At 47.1% G+C, this 15,081-nt stretch carries 15 protein-coding genes and 1 riboswitch; of the genes, 11 read left to right on the plus strand and 4 right to left on the minus strand.

Going from position 1 to position 15,081, the window contains the following annotated elements:
• The first annotated feature begins 113 nt into the window (after positions 1-113).
• The 6 genes from BC351_RS26495 to BC351_RS26520 all read left to right on the plus strand — a co-directional run bounded on the left by BC351_RS26495 (position 114) and on the right by BC351_RS26520 (position 6,408).
• The gene (locus BC351_RS26495) at positions 114-1,088 is read left to right on the plus strand and encodes a sugar-binding transcriptional regulator (protein ID WP_079416757.1); all 975 of its coding nucleotides are present in this window, start codon (positions 114-116) and stop codon (positions 1,086-1,088) included.
• Between the two features lie 117 nt (positions 1,089-1,205).
• Entirely contained in the window at positions 1,206-1,973 is a 768-nt protein-coding gene (locus BC351_RS26500; protein ID WP_079416686.1) for a C40 family peptidase, read from the plus strand.
• 104 nt (positions 1,974-2,077) lie between these two features.
• Positions 2,078-4,144, plus strand: coding sequence for a molybdopterin-containing oxidoreductase family protein (locus BC351_RS26505; RefSeq protein WP_079416688.1), 2,067 nt, complete (start codon positions 2,078-2,080; stop codon positions 4,142-4,144).
• Positions 4,145-4,175: 31 nt separating this feature from the next.
• Positions 4,176-4,400, plus strand: coding sequence for a hypothetical protein (locus BC351_RS26510; RefSeq protein ID WP_079416690.1), 225 nt, complete (start codon positions 4,176-4,178; stop codon positions 4,398-4,400).
• Positions 4,401-4,821: 421 nt separating this feature from the next.
• Positions 4,822-5,529 carry a DNA alkylation repair protein gene (locus BC351_RS26515; protein WP_079416692.1) on the plus strand — a complete coding sequence of 236 codons (708 nt, stop codon included), beginning with the start codon at positions 4,822-4,824 and terminating at the stop codon, positions 5,527-5,529.
• A gap of 189 nt (positions 5,530-5,718) precedes the next feature.
• Positions 5,719-6,408 (plus strand): DUF421 domain-containing protein, encoded by a 690-nt coding sequence (locus BC351_RS26520; protein ID WP_244209180.1) that lies wholly within the window; start codon positions 5,719-5,721, stop codon positions 6,406-6,408.
• Positions 6,409-6,708: 300 nt separating this feature from the next.
• On the opposite strand, the gene queF is transcribed toward BC351_RS26520, so the two are convergent.
• The gene (queF, locus tag BC351_RS26525) at positions 6,709-7,209 is read right to left on the minus strand and encodes a preQ(1) synthase (RefSeq protein WP_079416694.1); all 501 of its coding nucleotides are present in this window, start codon (positions 7,207-7,209) and stop codon (positions 6,709-6,711) included.
• An 11-nt stretch (positions 7,210-7,220) separates the two neighbouring features.
• A riboswitch (PreQ1 riboswitch) is annotated at positions 7,221-7,264 on the minus strand.
• Between the two features lie 177 nt (positions 7,265-7,441).
• On the opposite strand from queF, the gene BC351_RS26530 reads away from it, so the two are divergent.
• Positions 7,442-8,386: a thymidylate synthase gene (locus BC351_RS26530; RefSeq protein ID WP_079416696.1), complete on the plus strand. Its 945-nt coding sequence runs from the start codon at positions 7,442-7,444 to the stop codon at positions 8,384-8,386.
• Positions 8,387-8,413: 27 nt separating this feature from the next.
• Positions 8,414-8,896, plus strand: coding sequence for a dihydrofolate reductase (locus tag BC351_RS26535; protein WP_079416698.1), 483 nt, complete (start codon positions 8,414-8,416; stop codon positions 8,894-8,896).
• A gap of 205 nt (positions 8,897-9,101) precedes the next feature.
• Here the strand turns inward: BC351_RS26535 and BC351_RS26540 are convergent, their stop codons facing one another.
• The 3 genes from BC351_RS26540 to BC351_RS26550 all read right to left on the minus strand — a co-directional run bounded on the left by BC351_RS26540 (position 9,102) and on the right by BC351_RS26550 (position 11,318).
• Entirely contained in the window at positions 9,102-9,737 is a 636-nt protein-coding gene (locus BC351_RS26540; protein ID WP_079416700.1) for a YcnI family copper-binding membrane protein, read from the minus strand.
• Positions 9,738-9,834: 97 nt separating this feature from the next.
• Complete coding sequence (locus BC351_RS26545) at positions 9,835-10,506, minus strand: response regulator (protein WP_079416702.1); 672 nt, start codon at positions 10,504-10,506, stop codon at positions 9,835-9,837.
• A complete protein-coding gene (locus BC351_RS26550) occupies positions 10,506-11,318 on the minus strand; it encodes a sensor histidine kinase (protein ID WP_079416704.1) in 813 nt (270 codons plus the stop codon). The genes BC351_RS26545 and BC351_RS26550 overlap by 1 nt, the downstream gene beginning before the upstream one ends.
• A 169-nt stretch (positions 11,319-11,487) precedes the next feature.
• Here BC351_RS26550 and BC351_RS26555 point away from each other — a divergent pair, with 169 nt between their 5' ends.
• The 3 genes from BC351_RS26555 to phnE all read left to right on the plus strand — a co-directional run bounded on the left by BC351_RS26555 (position 11,488) and on the right by phnE (position 15,043).
• Complete coding sequence (locus BC351_RS26555; RefSeq protein WP_144028542.1) at positions 11,488-12,513, plus strand: HoxN/HupN/NixA family nickel/cobalt transporter; 1,026 nt, start codon at positions 11,488-11,490, stop codon at positions 12,511-12,513.
• Between the two features lie 167 nt (positions 12,514-12,680).
• Entirely contained in the window at positions 12,681-13,454 is a 774-nt protein-coding gene (gene phnC / locus BC351_RS26560) for a phosphonate ABC transporter ATP-binding protein (RefSeq protein ID WP_079416706.1), read from the plus strand.
• Positions 13,451-15,043 (plus strand): phosphonate ABC transporter, permease protein PhnE, encoded by a 1,593-nt coding sequence (gene phnE, locus BC351_RS43990; RefSeq protein ID WP_144028543.1) that lies wholly within the window; start codon positions 13,451-13,453, stop codon positions 15,041-15,043. The genes phnC and phnE overlap by 4 nt, the downstream gene beginning before the upstream one ends.
• Positions 15,044-15,081 lie beyond the last annotated feature (38 nt).

A 15,081-nucleotide genomic window follows, 5' to 3' on the forward strand; every position in this document is an offset into this window, starting at 1 on the left:
TGGATATAATTAGCTGAAATTATGTGCAATTTGTTTGCTCATACTTTAATGTGAGAAGACGAAAGTGTGGGTTGCAAGTGTCCGAGGAACGCACCGATGATAAATTAGCGAGAATGATTGATGCTGCCAAAATGTATTATCAGTTGGATTACAGCCAGCAGGAGATTGCCAAAACGTTCGGAATCTCCCGTCCGACCGTTTCCCGTTTTTTGCAGCAAGCGAAGGATGAGGGGTATGTGCAAATTAAGATTAACGACCCCAGGGAGAACAACGAGCATTTAGCAAGGGAAATCGAAAAGAAATTCCAGCTAAAGAAAGCAGTCGTCGTATCTGTTCCGCAATATCAGGATGCGATTGTCAAAAAGTACTTGGGTGAAGGTACTGCGCAATATGTATATGAAACGGTCAAGGATGGCGATATTATTGCCACAACGTGGGGAACGACACTCTATGAAGTCGCGCTCAATCTGAAAGATAAACATCTGAAGGATGTTAAGGTTGTCCAGCTAAACGGTGGCGTCAGCCACTCGGAAACGAATACGTATGCCCATGAAATCGTTAATTTGTTCGGCAAAGCGTTTCATACCTCGCCTTATTTCATACCGCTTCCAGCGATTGTCGATCATTCCGTCGTGAAACATGCGATCGAAGCGGATCGTCATATTCGCAACATTCTTAATTTGGGCAAACAGTCCAACATTGCTATTGTAACGGTAGGGGCGCCAACGGAAGATTCCGTGCTGATTAAAGCCAATTATTTTACCGAATCCGATTTGAAAGTCATTTATGAAAAAGGTGCGGGAGATATTTGCTCTCGTTATATTGATATACACGGAAATATTTGTTCGGAAGAGTTGAATCAAAGAACAATTGGCATAGAATTGGAAGAATTAAAATGGAAAGAACAATCCATTCTGGTCGCTGGCGGTGCTAAGAAAGTAGACGGCATCTATGGTGCCCTGCAAGGCAAGTATGCGAACGTGCTGGTCACGGACCAATTCACAGCCAAATACTTGCTTGAGCGCGTCTGCCCAGTGCAAGAGGCGTCCGAAGAAGATATTGAAGATTTCATGAAGAAGGCTACCTAATACCAGAAGTCTTAAAAGGGCCGTTAAGGAGATTGATTCCTTGACGGTTTTTCTTGTTGTGTTTGTTTTTCCGAAAAATTGGCATCCTAAAAGCATCACAAACTAAGGAGCTACAAGATGCCACAAATACGGTCATATCTATGGTTGTCCTGCCTACTCGCCTTGCTTAGCGGATGCTCTCAGCAGCCGAAGATTCATCAACAAGGAGTTCGGGAACATACGAACCTTGCTGCCGAGCGTGAAACTGACAATAAGATGTCGAATTGGAATCTAACAAGCAAAGATGCTGAACTCTACAAAGGAGATTTGGGTATCGGCCAGCCTGTTCGCACGAATCAAGTGAAGAGCTTAGAGGGCGGAGGCGAGAAACCTTCCATTCACTCTAACAGTTCTTCCTTGGTTCAAGTATTTCCCGATACTTCCATCGTTTCGAAGCCAGGCGGATTGGTTGAAAATGTGATTGATACAGCGATGTCTTATTTGGGGACCCCTTATGAATATGGTTCTGACCGCTCAGATCCCTCTTCCTTTGACTGCTCGGATTTCACACATTGGTCTTATCTCTCTGCGCTTGGCATGGATTTGCCGATAGATTCTAGAAGCCAAGCTGCTTATGTAGAAACCTTTTCCAAAAGGAAATATACGGATATTAACCAAGCGCAGCGGGGGGATCTCTTGTTTTTTATCAGCTACCTAGGCAACTCGCCTTCCGATTACCAAGGATTAAATGCGTCCCAGAAAACCATCACCCATACAGGGATTTATTTAGGGGACGGTAAAATCATTCATACGGCCTCGCAGAAAACAGGCGGGGTTCGCATCGATCAAATTTTTGACAATCATCTGCAATACCGCTTTGTTCTTGGCGGGGGAGTCTTGGACTAACCCATAAAAGTGCGGATTTGTACAAACGGGCAGCTGTTTCCCTTCCATCCATTTCGGTATAGAATAAAAGCATTGAAGTGTAGGGAAGGGAGTTAGACCAAGGTATGCATACGATGATGAGCAAGGAACAAAATGGTGTATTTCCAGCTGTATGCTCACTGGATTGTCCGGATCAGTGCGGCTTACTGCTTCATAAAGAAGAAGGCAAGATTGTGAAAATAGAGGGTGACCCGAATCATCCGGTGACTCAGGGAGCCATTTGCAATAAAGTTCGCAATATGGCGGCGAGAATGTATGACGAGAAGCGCCTGCAATATCCGATGAAGCGGGTCGGCCCCAAGGGTGAAGGCAGTCAGTTTGAAAGAATCACTTGGGAAGAAGCGATCACGACGATCACGAGCCGCTGGAAACAGCTGATTGCGGAGAAAGGCCCTGAGTCTATCCTGCCTTACAGCTTTTATGGCAATATGGGGCGAATCGGGACGGAGGGCATGGATCGACGATTCTTTAATCGGATGGGAGCCAGTCGATTGCTGTATGCGATCTGTGAGGCTGCGGGCAGCGAAGGCTATAAGTATACGATGGGGGGCAGCTTCGGCACGGATCCGGAAGATACGGTTCATGCCAAGCTGATCATCATGTGGGGGATCAATGCGGTCAGTACGAACATGCATCAGGTGATGCTCGCTGAGAAGGCGCGCAAAAATGGCGCTCAAATCATCGTGATTGACGCCCATAAGAATCAGACAGGCCGCTGGGCGGACTGGTTTATTCCTATTTTGCCGGGGACGGATGCGGCCTTGGCTCTTGGAATCATGCATATTTTGTTCGCAGAAAATAAGGTTGATGAAGATTTTCTGCACCAGTATACGAAGGGACACGAAGCGCTCAAAGAACATGTGAAGCAGTACGATCCTTCCATGGTATCCACCATTACAGGTGTTCCTGTGGAAGATATTTATCGTCTTGCCCGGCTGTATGGCGATACCGCTCCATCTTTTATCCGCATTGGGAACGGGATTCAGCATCATGATAACGGTGGGATGTGCGTGCGAACCATCGCTTGCCTGCCGGCTTTGACCGGTCAATGGCTGCACCAAGGCGGCGGCGCCATCAAGGGCAATGGCGGCTACTTGGAGCACAATATTCCTGCGTTGCAGCGTCCTGATCTGCGAGAAGGCAATGCTCGTCAAATTAATATGAATCTGCTGGGGAGCGCATTATTGGAGCTTGATCCTCCTATTCATTCGCTGTATGTGTACAATTCCAATCCAGCGTTAGTTGCGCCTCATGCGAATAAGGTGAGAAAGGGGCTTGAGAGGGAAGATGTATTTACCGTTGTGCACGATCTTTTCCTGACAGAAACGGCGAAATACGCAGATATCGTGCTCCCAGCTACCTCTTCCTTCGAAAATACGGACTTTTACCGCTCTTACTGGCATCGATATGTACATTTGCAGCTTCCAGTCATAGCTCCTTATATGGAAAGCAAAGCGAATGTAGACGTATTCCGGCTGTTGGCAGCAGGGATGGGCTATGAAGAGGATGCCTTGCAGGATTCTGACGAAGCGCTGATACGTCAAGCTCTGGATCATCCAGGCAACCCTGCTCTGGCCAATATTACGTACGAAACGCTGCTGGAGAAACAATTCCTGAAGGCAGAGGCGAAGCCGCTATTTCCTGGGGAATTAAAGACGCCAAGCGGAAAGATTGAGCTGTATTCCGAAGAAATGGAGCGCAAGGGTTTTCCTCCGCTTCCAACGTATACACCGCTAGTCGATGAAGGGGATTTGCCGTTTTTGTTTATCCCGGCACCCAATCATAACTTTCTGAATTCAACCTTTGCACATAATGAGAAGCATAGACGCATGGAAAAGACGCCTAAGCTTCATATGAATGAAGCAGATGCGGCCTCCTTAGGGCTCGTGAGCGGTGATTATGCACGTGTATGGAACGACCGGGGCGAGTGTGAGCTGCTTGTTGCAGCAGGAACAGACGTCTTGCCCGGAGTGGTTGTGAGTCAAGGCCTATGGGCGGATGTACCTGGGAAAAAGGCATTGGTCAATTCGCTAACGCCTGATCGTGTGGCGGATATGGGCGGAGGGGCAACGTTTTTCTCAGGGCGCGTGCGCATAGAAAAGAGCAAGTTCACTGAACCATTAGGCGGCTAACCGCATAAGGTAGTTCAGGAGGTGATGACCTATGTCATTGCAGCACAAAGCGCACGCTTGGATCGGAAGGCCAGTAGGTGTATCCCTAAAGGACGGAACGGGCACATCGGGTATTTTGTGCAATATTCAAAGCGGCTCCATCTATGTCATTGAATATTTGTACCATACGCAATTTGCCACCAAACACTACAGATTGGATCAAATTCAAGATATTCTGCCCTTCCCGCACTGTCCGCAGCCGTTGTATTCCCAATAGAAATAGCATGCCTTGCGGCTCTGTTGGTGGCTTGTCGAACCAACGCGAGCGAATTCCAATATCCGAGAGAAGGAACAGCTGTCCAACAAGCCTGCAATTGTGCATCTTTTTTACTCTTGAAGCAGCTTCAAACATTAAATTCCTGCGATAGTGCATGTTTTTGAGGCTTTTTTTGGATGAGAGGTCGGAAAAGACGGAGATACCTGCACAATTGCAGGCATTTTCACTTTTTAATTAGATTTGCCCGAAAATTCCTGTACATTTGCAGGTTTTGTTGCCTACCAATAGTGTCTATGCTGGAGATGCAGTTGTAAACTATTGAGAAATAGTGTTGAAGTCGGACTTCATCGACATCTGCTTATTAGCATCAAAAACTGGATTATGTTACGATACGGAAAACAGATGCTTGGTAGGTGAGCCTATGACATTCGAAGAGATAATGGAGCATTTAGCGCAGTTTGGCAGCGAGCAAACGAAGAAAACATTTTTGCGGCATGGCGCGCAGGAGCCTTTGTATGGGGTGAAAGTGGGCGATCTGAAGAAGCTGGTTAAGGTTGTGAAAAAGGACCGAGAGCTGGCGCTCGCACTCTACGCTTCAGGCAATACGGATGCGATGTATTTGGCGGGGCTCTCTATCGATCCCAAAACGATGACAAAAGATGAGCTTCAGCTTTGGGCAAGACAAGCCTATTGGTACATGCTGACCGAATATACCGTAGCGGGAGTGGCGGCAGAAAGCAGCAGCGCGCTGGAGCTAGCCCGTGAATGGCTGCAATCTCCGAATGAATTGCTGGCTACTTGCGGCTGGAGTACCTATGCCAATTATATTAGTGTGACACCGGATGAGAAGCTTGATCTTCACGAGATTGCAGGTTTGTTGGAGCAGGTAAGGACCACGATTCATACAGAACGAAACCGGGTAAGATATACCATGAACAGCTTCGTCATTATCGTAGGAACGTATTGCGAACCGCTTTCCAAACTTGCCATCGAAGTGGCGGCTGAGATTGGCAGCGTACAGGTGGCCGTCGGCCAAACAGCGTGCAAAGTACCTCTAGCTAGTGCATATATTCACAAAGTAGAGGCAATGGGCAGAATCGGAAAGAAGAAAAAGACGTGCATTTGCTAAAATAAGAGGCTATGACGTAACGGTGAAGCATGCCGCGATGTCATAGCCTTTTTGACCACAAGGGGGGGATACATTTAAGGTTCCCGATAAAACCTACCTCCAAACGATTCTCATAAATCTCACCGAGAAATAAAGGGAAGTTCTTTCTCTTGAAGAAAACTAGACACAAGAAAATCAACGATCCAAGGAGTGATCAAGATAGATAACAACTTGTATATCACAATCGCTATAAAGCTCGTTGTCGCTTTGATCGGACTATTGATCATGACTCGGCTTCTGGGGAAGAAAGAGATTTCCCAATTGACAGCTTTTGATTTTGTCTCTTCCTTAATGCTGAGTGAATTAGTAGGGAATACGATTTATGATCCTGAGGTGCATCTCAGCCATCTTGTTTTTGCTTTAGTTGTTTGGACGCTGCTGGCGCTAGGCTTGGAGAAGTTTATTGCTTCCATGCCATGGCTTTCTCGCTATGCGGCTGGAACACCTGATCTAGTCATCCGCGATGGGGTGATTGATTTCAAGGCGATGAAACGCAATAACCTTGATTTTGCACAATTGGGCATGCTGCTGCGTGAAAACAATGTGTTCTCCCTGCGGGAAGTCGCCTATGCTCTGTTCGAGACGAACGGCAGTATCAGTGTGCTGCGCCAAAAGGACCCGGACAGCTTAAGCGGTGATGCCAAAGCGCAGCAGACCAAAGTGTGCCTTCCCGAAAGCATCATTGAGAACGGCAGCATCAACGAAGACGCATTGAGACGTCTCGGGCGCGATGTCCAGTGGCTGCAGCAGCTTTTGCAGCTTAGCGGTATCGCGCATCATGAGCGAGTGCTTTATGCGGAATGGTCGGACGCCAGCGGCCTTTTTTATCAATTGAAGTAGCGTTGCTGCTTGGGAATGCTACGTGAGTGAGTGAGTGAGTGAGTGAGTGAGTGAGTGAGTGAGTGAGTGAGGACTGCTGGTATTGGTGCGAGCTGAGCGGGAGATGGTGGTTTAAGCGAGCGAGCCTGCTTTTTTGGCAGTCTCGGACCGAGGCTGAGCGGGGAAGGCCGGTTTCCGCAAGCCCGCCCGCCCTCTCGGCAGTCTCACAGCCGACTGCCAAAAACACACATAAAAAAACCTAGCCATCGGCTAGGTCCATCTATCTTCATCTATCTTCATCTAATTCCATCTATCTCATAATTAACGATTATCAATTTTCTCCGGATATAGATCGTGGTTCATCAAGCGGTGCTCCGCCATCGCTTCGAACTTCGTGCCTGGCTGACCCCAGTTGCAGTAAGGATCAATAGAAATGCCGCCGCGCGGTGTGAATTTCCCCCACACTTCGATATACCGAGGGTCCATGAGAGCAATCAGATCATTCATAATAATATTGACACAATCTTCATGGAAATCGCCGTGATTTCGGAAGCTGAACAAGTACAGCTTAAGGGATTTACTCTCCACCATTTTGATATTCGGAATATAGGAAATGTAGAGAGTGGCGAAATCAGGCTGCCCGGTCACAGGACACAAGCTGGTAAACTCGGGAAAATTAAATTTCACAAAGTAATCTCGGTTCGGATGTTTGTTATCAAAAGCTTCCAACACCGCAGGGTTATAGCTGAAAACATACTGAGTTCCTTGATTGCCCAAAAGGGTAATCTCTTTCAAATCTTCATTGCTTCTTCCAGCTGACATGGGTAAATCCTCATTTCATAGTTTTTTAGAGAGGGAGTTTGCGAACCTCTTCTACGAGCAGGTAAGGTCCGCTCCTAGAGATGACTTCCTTTTTCATAAAAAATGTATCATATACAGGGAGAAAATGCATCTAGTATACAGCTGGGATTTCGTGGAGGCTGCCTTGTAGATAAGACAGAATACAGGTAGAATAAACAAATATATGTGACTATCGAGATGGAGGGTAACAAGTTTGAAAGCCTATCATGAGCTATTGCAAGATATACTTGCCAATGGGACAAAAAAGGAAGATCGCACAGGAACAGGGACGATTTCTGTTTTTGGTAGACAGATGCGCTTTGATTTGTCCGAAGGTTTTCCTTTGGTAACAACGAAAAGAGTGCCTTTTCGCTTAATTGCCAGTGAACTGCTTTGGTTTATTAAAGGAGATACGAATATTCGCTACTTGCTGCAGCATAACAACCATATCTGGAACGAGTGGGCGTTTAAGAAGTGGGTAGAAAGTGCTGATTATCAAGGGCCTGATATGAGCAACTTTGGTTTGCGTTCTCAGCAGGACGAAGGCTTCAAGCTTCAATACGAGGAGCAGATGGCTGATTTCGTCAAAAGGGTGCTGGAGGACGAGCGATTTGCTGAGCAATACGGAGAACTTGGCGATGTGTATGGGAAACAGTGGCGTGATTGGACGACAAGAGAGGGAGGTACGATTGATCAGCTAAAAGAAGTGATTCACATGATCAAAACGAACCCGGATTCTCGCCGTCTGATTGTATCTGCCTGGAATCCAGAGGACGTGCCGAGCATGGCTCTTCCGCCTTGTCACACGATGTTTCAATTCTATGTAGCGGAGGGCAGGCTATCCTGCCAGCTGTATCAACGTAGTGCGGATACGTTTCTGGGAATTCCTTTTAACATTGCCGGTTATGCGTTGCTGACGCATTTGATCGCTCAAGAATGCGGATTAGGAGTTGGAGAATTCGTACATACGATTGGCGATGCTCATATTTATACAAACCATATGGAGCAAATTCAAACGCTGCTGGCTCGTGAGCCACGACAACTGCCAACACTTAAGCTCAATCAGAATGTCGCTTCTGTTTTTGATTTTGATGTCAGCGATATCGAAATGATTGGCTACAATCCGCATCCTACTATTAAAGCGCCTGTAGCCGTATAAACATCTGAAAATAGGAGGGCTGAATGGATGAGTATTTCATTTATCTTTGCCATGGATCGCAATCGGGCAATCGGTTTGAATAATGCATTGCCTTGGTATTTGCCGGCCGATCTAAAGTTTTTCAAGGCAGTCACCTTAGGACACCCGATTCTAATGGGACGCAAAACGTACGATTCCATCGGCAAGCCGCTTCCCGGAAGGCGCAACATCATTCTCACACAGAATCCAGCATTTGAGGCTGAGGGTTGTGAGGTGGTTCATTCCGTACAGGAAGCAGTGGAAGCCTTCCAAGATCAGGAGCTGTTCGTCATTGGCGGCGCCGAAATCTTCCGCTTATTCTCGGAGGCTGTTAACCGCATGTACATTACATTCATCGAGCACGAGTTTGAAGCGGACACCTACTTCTCGGAGTTGGATCTGAGCCAGTGGAGCCTTCAATCCAGCGAGCAAGGCGAACGCAATGAGAAGAATACGTACGAATACTATTTCAGAATATATGAGAAAAAATAAAAAACTGAGCTCGAGGGGGAAACAAGTTGGCTTCCCCGAGGGCTCAGTTTTTTTGTTGTATGAGGAGGCAGCTTAGCCGCGTAGAGATTAGGTGGGAACGCACAGCGAAGCCGTCGGGGATCTCCCCAGCATGCGTGCCGACTGGAATTCCCCAGCCGGCCCAACAAACAAAAAACCGCAGGGAGCAAGCCCAACGGTTTCCATATTATCTACGTTTTTTGGTCAGTGATACGAGCAAAGATAAGGCGCCGAGCACCACGGCTGCAATTGACAAGTACAAGGAGGTGTTCGAGGACGAGCCAGCTCCACTGCTTGTCGCAGCTGCACCAGCTGTTACCTGACCGTGACTATCTGTCACAGCGCCAGCTGCTGCTTTGGTTTTCACAGTTGTAACGGAAGCGGGCTTGTCCGAGCCATCTGCCCCAACCCATTCCACAACACTGCCATCTTTATAGGTTTGGTAAGCTTTCCATACGATTTGCGTCGCAGCGTCGGCTACCTTGCCTTGCATGCTGAAATCTCCGAATTCTGTGCTCGTCAGTCCATCCCCGGATGCTTTCCAAGTAACTCCGGTGATTTTACCCGCGGCGTCTTTAGCAATTTCATAGGTCCAGCCAGCTTTTGGCTCGAATCGTGAAATAGCTACGGAATCAATCGGGAATTTCACTTCTACTTTCGTGGTAGGTATATCTTTCTCGGAAGGCACGCGAACTGTGAATTTCTCATAGCTGCCTTGTGTAGCTTCCTTCGGATAAACGACAACATGGGCACTTGCAATACCTGCAAGCAGCATTGAAGTGATAAGCAAAATACCTGTATGAAGCATAACTTTTTTGAACATGTGATGGTGTTCCCCTTTCGAATCAACTCTTCTCATGTTGTCCATGTTACCTGATCGGTAAGCGTAAGAGTATGACTCGAGTGGGCTATTTTTTCGACTAGTTTTGTCCTTTTCGTGTCATTCCGTGCTTGATGGCGAAGCCTGTGAGTTGGACACGATTCTCAAGTTCCAGTTTATCTAAAATATTTTTCATATGATTTTTAACCGTATGTTCGGAAATCAACAGCTTCTCTGCAATCTGCCGATTGTTATCCCCTTGGGCAACATAAGACGTAATTTCTTGCTCACGAGAGGTTAACATGCTGGGCGTTGGGCCTTCCGTATAGGCTCCTAGGGGTGCACGAAACCGCTGGAAAAGCTTGTCAGCCATCCCTCGGGCGGCCTCTGAATGATCGTCGAGAAGCGCGCGCAAGTAGGTGAGCCATTCATCCGGATCCATATTTTTAAGCAAATATCCTTGAGCACCGAATTGCAGCGCAGTAAAGAGATCAGCGACATCGTCGGAGACAGTGAGCATGATAATGCGAATCGCTCCATATTGCTGCTTAATGCGGCGTGTAGCTTCTAATCCATCCATCGGTGACATGTGAATATCCATTAGAACTACCTCCGGCGCAACTTCTCCGCACAAAAGCAAGGCTTCTTCTCCACTGCTGGCTTCCCCCACAATATAAAAATCAGAAGCCGGCTCAAGCATGCTGCGGATCGCTTTCCTAGCCAGCGGATGATCGTCCACGATGAGCACACGAAACGGTTGGTCGTGCGGCATTACTCACTCCTCCTATCTCCACGTACAACCAGCGAAGTACCGGTTCCCGCTGTTTCTGGGTCCTTCGTGGTAAGTTCGAAGGCTGCATCAAGTTCAGCTGCACGTTTTTGCATCAGCTCAATGCCGTACTTTTTGCTCTTTTCACCATGCAGCTGCAAGCCGCAGCCGTTATCCGTAATGTGCAGCAGCCAAGAATCTGGCTGAGCTTTCAGTACAATCGTGGCTTCTGTTGCCTGTGAATGCTTGCGAATGTTAGTGAAGGCTTCCTGAATGATACCGAAGAGCTGAACCTCTTCAGCAGCAGAGAAGTGATGCACTTCAATTTGCAGCTTTTCCTGAAGCTCGATGCCGGTTACCAATTGCCAATCTTTCAGGAATTTGTGGATGCGTTGTTCCAGGCCGGTTCCTTCTTCGGGAGGTGTCCGCAGATTGAAGATAGCCTGCCGAAGGGAATTGTCGATTTCAGAAACAGCGGCTTTCGCTTCCTCTATATCACCCTGCTTCAGCTTCACATTCAGGAAGAAAAGGGTTTGAGCCAAATCATCGTGCAGCTCTCGGGCCAGCCGTTCGCGTTCTTCATAGACCGCCCTGCGGGCTTCACCCATGGTTACCTTCTCATTGCTCCGTTCAATACTTTCAAACATCCAAGAAGCGAACAAGTAGGAGAGCAGCAAAGTAATGACCGTAATTAAGAAATTACCGGCTTCCATCGTTAAATAATTGAGCAGAAATTCATGGCGAATATATTCGAATCCACCGATGATAATGACGGGAATGAATATCGTAAATAGCTTAAAAACACGAAGAGACATCGGGTATACCAACTCCTTTTTATACACAAACTTTGGAACGGATTCTATTATAGCAGAGAAGTGTTAGATATCTTCACAAAAATATAAACGAGGTACTTCTCAAATCATGCACACGTGTGCTACATTATTACTAAATCGTGTCACGAATTGAAGGGATGGTGTTACACATATGTTGAAATCAATCCTGCAGCAGAAAAAAAGCTGGGGTGGATATTTTGCTTTTATCGCACTTTTACATATTATTGGGCTAATTGGATTGTACAGTGTGGCTAAAACTTCGCCTGCTTTTTGGGGAATTGGACTTCTCGCCTATACACTAGGGATGCGGCATGCGTTCGACGTTGATCATATTGCGGCAATTGACAACACAGTTCGTAAACTTGTTCAGCAGAAGCGGAATCCATTAGGTGTTGGTTTCTATTTCTCGCTTGGACATTCCTCGGTCGTATTTATCATGGCGATTGTGACGGCATTTTCCGTGCAATGGGCAGAGCGTGAGCTTCCTTGGCTGCAGCGTTATGGCGGCGTTATCGGCGCTTCGGTATCTGGACTTTTTCTTGTTTTAATTGGTGTGCTGAATTTAATTATCCTCATTAGTTTGTATAAAATGTTCCTGAAGTCCCGCGGCAAGTCGGCCGATGATAAGGAATTTGAAGAGCTGCTGGAGTCCCGCGGTTTCATCACTCGTATGATCAAGCCGCTATTTTCTTTCATAGGCAAAAGCTGGCATGTATATCCGTTAGGTTTTCTCTTCGGCCTTGGTTTTGACACAGCGAGTGAAATCGCCCTGCTTGCGATCTCGGCTCATGCGGCCAAAGAAGCGATCCCCTTCATCGGAGTTATCTCGCTTCCCTTGCTGTTCGCAGCGGGAATGAGCCTTTTTGATACAGCAGACGGCATGTTTATGACCAAAGCTTACAAATGGGCTTTCCATACGCCTGTGCGCAAGCTGTACTACAATTTGACCGTAACTGCTTTGGCTGTCATAGCTGCGCTCATTATTGGCGTAATTGAACTAGGGCAAGTGCTTTCAGAAGAATTCGGCATGGAAGGTACATTCTGGACTTGGCTGCAGGACATTGATTTCGGAACGCTGGGTTATATCTTGGTCGCTTTGTTCATTGTGGCGTGGATTATTTCTGTAGCTGTATGGAAAGGAATGAAGATTGAAGAACGCTGGAGCGCAAAAGTTTGACCCATCACGGCGGCCTCGGGATTGCTCTGGGGCTGCCTTTTTTTGTCATGGTGAACATTGGAATATGAATTTTTTCTAAAGGTTATCCTAGAAAAAAGGATTTTGCCGAAAAACGTTGAATGTAGTCTGTCTGATATTTGATACCATTTAAAGAAAGTAGGACTTATATGATTGAGTTTAAACATCTTTCCAAAGTATATCCTAACGGAACGGTTGGATTGAATGACATTAACCTGACTATTCACCCCGGCGAATTCGTTGTTATTGTTGGTTTATCGGGGGCAGGCAAATCGACACTATTGCGTTCCATTAATCGTTTGCATGAAACGACAGATGGTGAAATATTAATCGACGGGAAATCGATTACGAAGGCGAACGGTGCAGGATTGCGTCGCATGCGCAGAGATATCGGAATGATTTTCCAAACCTTTAATCTAGTCAAACGTTCAACCGTTATTCGTAACGTTCTTTCCGGTCGAGTTGGTTATCACTCTACGCTGCGTACAGTATTCGGTTTGTTTCCAAAAGAAGATATCGAACTTTCCCTGAAAGCACTGGAACGTGTCAACATTCGGGAGAAAGCTTATTCACGCGCCGATGAATTGTCCGGCGGTCAACAGCAGCGGGTATCAATCGCCAGAGCTCTGGCGCAAGAGGCCAAAATCATTTTGGCAGACGAACCCGTAGCCTCCCTTGATCCTCTGACGACAAGACAAGTTATGGACGACCTGAAGCGCATCAATAAAGATTTAGGGATAACAACCGTTGTTAACCTCCACTTTATCGACTTGGCTCGTGAGTATGCAACACGCATTATTGGACTTCGTGCAGGTAAAGTCGTGTACGACGGACCTGTTGCCGAAGCGACGGATGATGTTTTCTCAGAGATTTATGGCCGCGCCATTAAGAAAGATGAGCTGTTGGGGGTGCAGGAGGGATGAGTGCAACGACCGTCAAGAAACCAACGACCGTCAATAAACCTCCTCGTACGAAGTTTTATCTCATTATTGTCATTATGGTGCTTTTCCTGATTGGAAGCATTTATCAGACGGATGCGACACTGAGCAAGCTCGTGACAGGGACACCTGAGATTCTTAAATTTATTGGTGAAATGTTCCCGCCAGACTGGCTGTTTTTTGCTGATATTTGGAAGCCGATGGCGCAGACCCTGCAAATGTCCATTATTGGTACGGTTGTAGGCGCGTTGTTTGCTTACCCGATGGCTCTGCTTGCTGCACGAAATGTAACGACATCACCTTGGTTATATTATCCGGCTAGATTCATTATGAATTTAATCCGTACGATTCCGGACTTGCTATACGCCGCTTTGTTTGCTGTATTAGTAGGCTTTGGTCCAACGGCGGGTACTTTGGCCTTGATTTTCTTTACCTTCGGTATCTTATCCAAGCTTTCCTATGAATCAACCGAAGCGATTGATCCGGGACCCCTTGAAGCGATGACCGCTGTTGGTGCTAACAAGCTTAAGCTGATTCGTTTCGGTGTTATCCCTCAAGTTGCGCCAACGTACTTAGCTCATTTATTGTACACCTTTGAAGTCAGTATCCGCGCCTCGGCCATTCTTGGTTTAGTTGGAGCCGGTGGAATCGGCTTGCTGCTCAAAAACACACTCGATCTGTTCCGCTACGATCAGTCCTGTGCAATCGTTATTTATACGTTATTAGTAGTCGTTATTATCGACTTGGTGAGCACGCGTTTCCGTTCCTATTTGTTAAAAGGCAGTGCAAAGCCGATGTCCGAAACTCGCGCGCGCACTTACAAAATTGTTGGTTGGTTAGCGCTCATTGCCCTATTTGTCTGGGCGCTGACAGGCCTTGAACTAACTGGTTTCCAACCGACGACTTGGATTTTAACGAAGGCGATGTTTACAGGATTATTTCATCCGGATTGGGCTTATGTGTACATTCCGGAAGGGGAAGACTTGCTTCGTTCCCTGCTCGAAACGTTATCCATTTCGTATCTGGGCAACTTCGTCTCAGCCATTGTCTGCTTGCCGTTCGCTTTCTGGGCAGCAGCCAACATGAGTCGTTTCCGCGCCGTATCAGGAACAGGGAAATTGTTCCTCAGCGTCGTGCGGACAATTCCAGAGATCATTATGGCTTTGATCTTTATCAAAGCTGTCGGGCCCAATGCTTATGCGGGGGTTATGGCTTTAGGCTTGCACTCCGTGGGGATGTTGGGCAAGCTCTACGCCGAGGCCATCGAAAACATGGACATGGGTCCTTCCGAGGCCATGACCGCCGTTGGCGCGAACATCTGGCAGCGGATGGCTTACGCCGTTATTCCGCAGGTTATCCCGGACTTCATCTCGTATACGTTGTATCGTTTTGAGATTAACGTGCGTTCGGCGACTTTGCTCGGGATCATTGGTGCGGGCGGGATCGGTACTCCGCTGATCTTCGCGCTTAATGCGAGACAGTGGCCGCGTGTCGGTATCATCCTGATCGGTATTATCGTTACCGTATCGATCATTGATTACATTTCGGGAACGCTTCGTAAACGAATCGTATAAGGGAAATGAAAAACAGACGTCGCTTTTGCGGCGTCTGT

Source organism: Paenibacillus ferrarius (assembly GCF_002027705.1).
In the GTDB taxonomy this organism is placed as follows: domain Bacteria; phylum Bacillota; class Bacilli; order Paenibacillales; family NBRC-103111; genus Paenibacillus_E; species Paenibacillus_E ferrarius.

Bases quoted from the DNA above. Each gene is read 5' to 3' on its own strand.
- BC351_RS26545 (WP_079416702.1), bottom strand. From the start codon at position 10,506: ATGCCGCACGACCAACCGTTTCGTGTGCTCATCGTGGACGATCATCCG.
- BC351_RS26540 (WP_079416700.1), bottom strand. From the start codon at position 9,737: ATGTTCAAAAAAGTTATGCTTCATACAGGTATTTTGCTTATCACTTCA.
- BC351_RS26505 (WP_079416688.1), top strand. From the start codon at position 2,078: ATGCATACGATGATGAGCAAGGAACAAAATGGTGTATTTCCAGCTGTA.
- BC351_RS26535 (WP_079416698.1), top strand. From the start codon at position 8,414: ATGAGTATTTCATTTATCTTTGCCATGGATCGCAATCGGGCAATCGGT.
- BC351_RS26515 (WP_079416692.1), top strand. From the start codon at position 4,822: ATGACATTCGAAGAGATAATGGAGCATTTAGCGCAGTTTGGCAGCGAG.
- phnC (WP_079416706.1), top strand. From the start codon at position 12,681: ATGATTGAGTTTAAACATCTTTCCAAAGTATATCCTAACGGAACGGTT.
- phnE (WP_144028543.1), top strand. From the start codon at position 13,451: ATGAGTGCAACGACCGTCAAGAAACCAACGACCGTCAATAAACCTCCT.
- BC351_RS26555 (WP_144028542.1), top strand. From the start codon at position 11,488: ATGTTGAAATCAATCCTGCAGCAGAAAAAAAGCTGGGGTGGATATTTT.
- BC351_RS26510 (WP_079416690.1), top strand. From the start codon at position 4,176: ATGTCATTGCAGCACAAAGCGCACGCTTGGATCGGAAGGCCAGTAGGT.
- BC351_RS26550 (WP_079416704.1), bottom strand. From the start codon at position 11,318: ATGTCTCTTCGTGTTTTTAAGCTATTTACGATATTCATTCCCGTCATT.
- BC351_RS26500 (WP_079416686.1), top strand. From the start codon at position 1,206: ATGCCACAAATACGGTCATATCTATGGTTGTCCTGCCTACTCGCCTTG.
- BC351_RS26495 (WP_079416757.1), top strand. From the start codon at position 114: ATGATTGATGCTGCCAAAATGTATTATCAGTTGGATTACAGCCAGCAG.
- queF (WP_079416694.1), bottom strand. From the start codon at position 7,209: ATGTCAGCTGGAAGAAGCAATGAAGATTTGAAAGAGATTACCCTTTTG.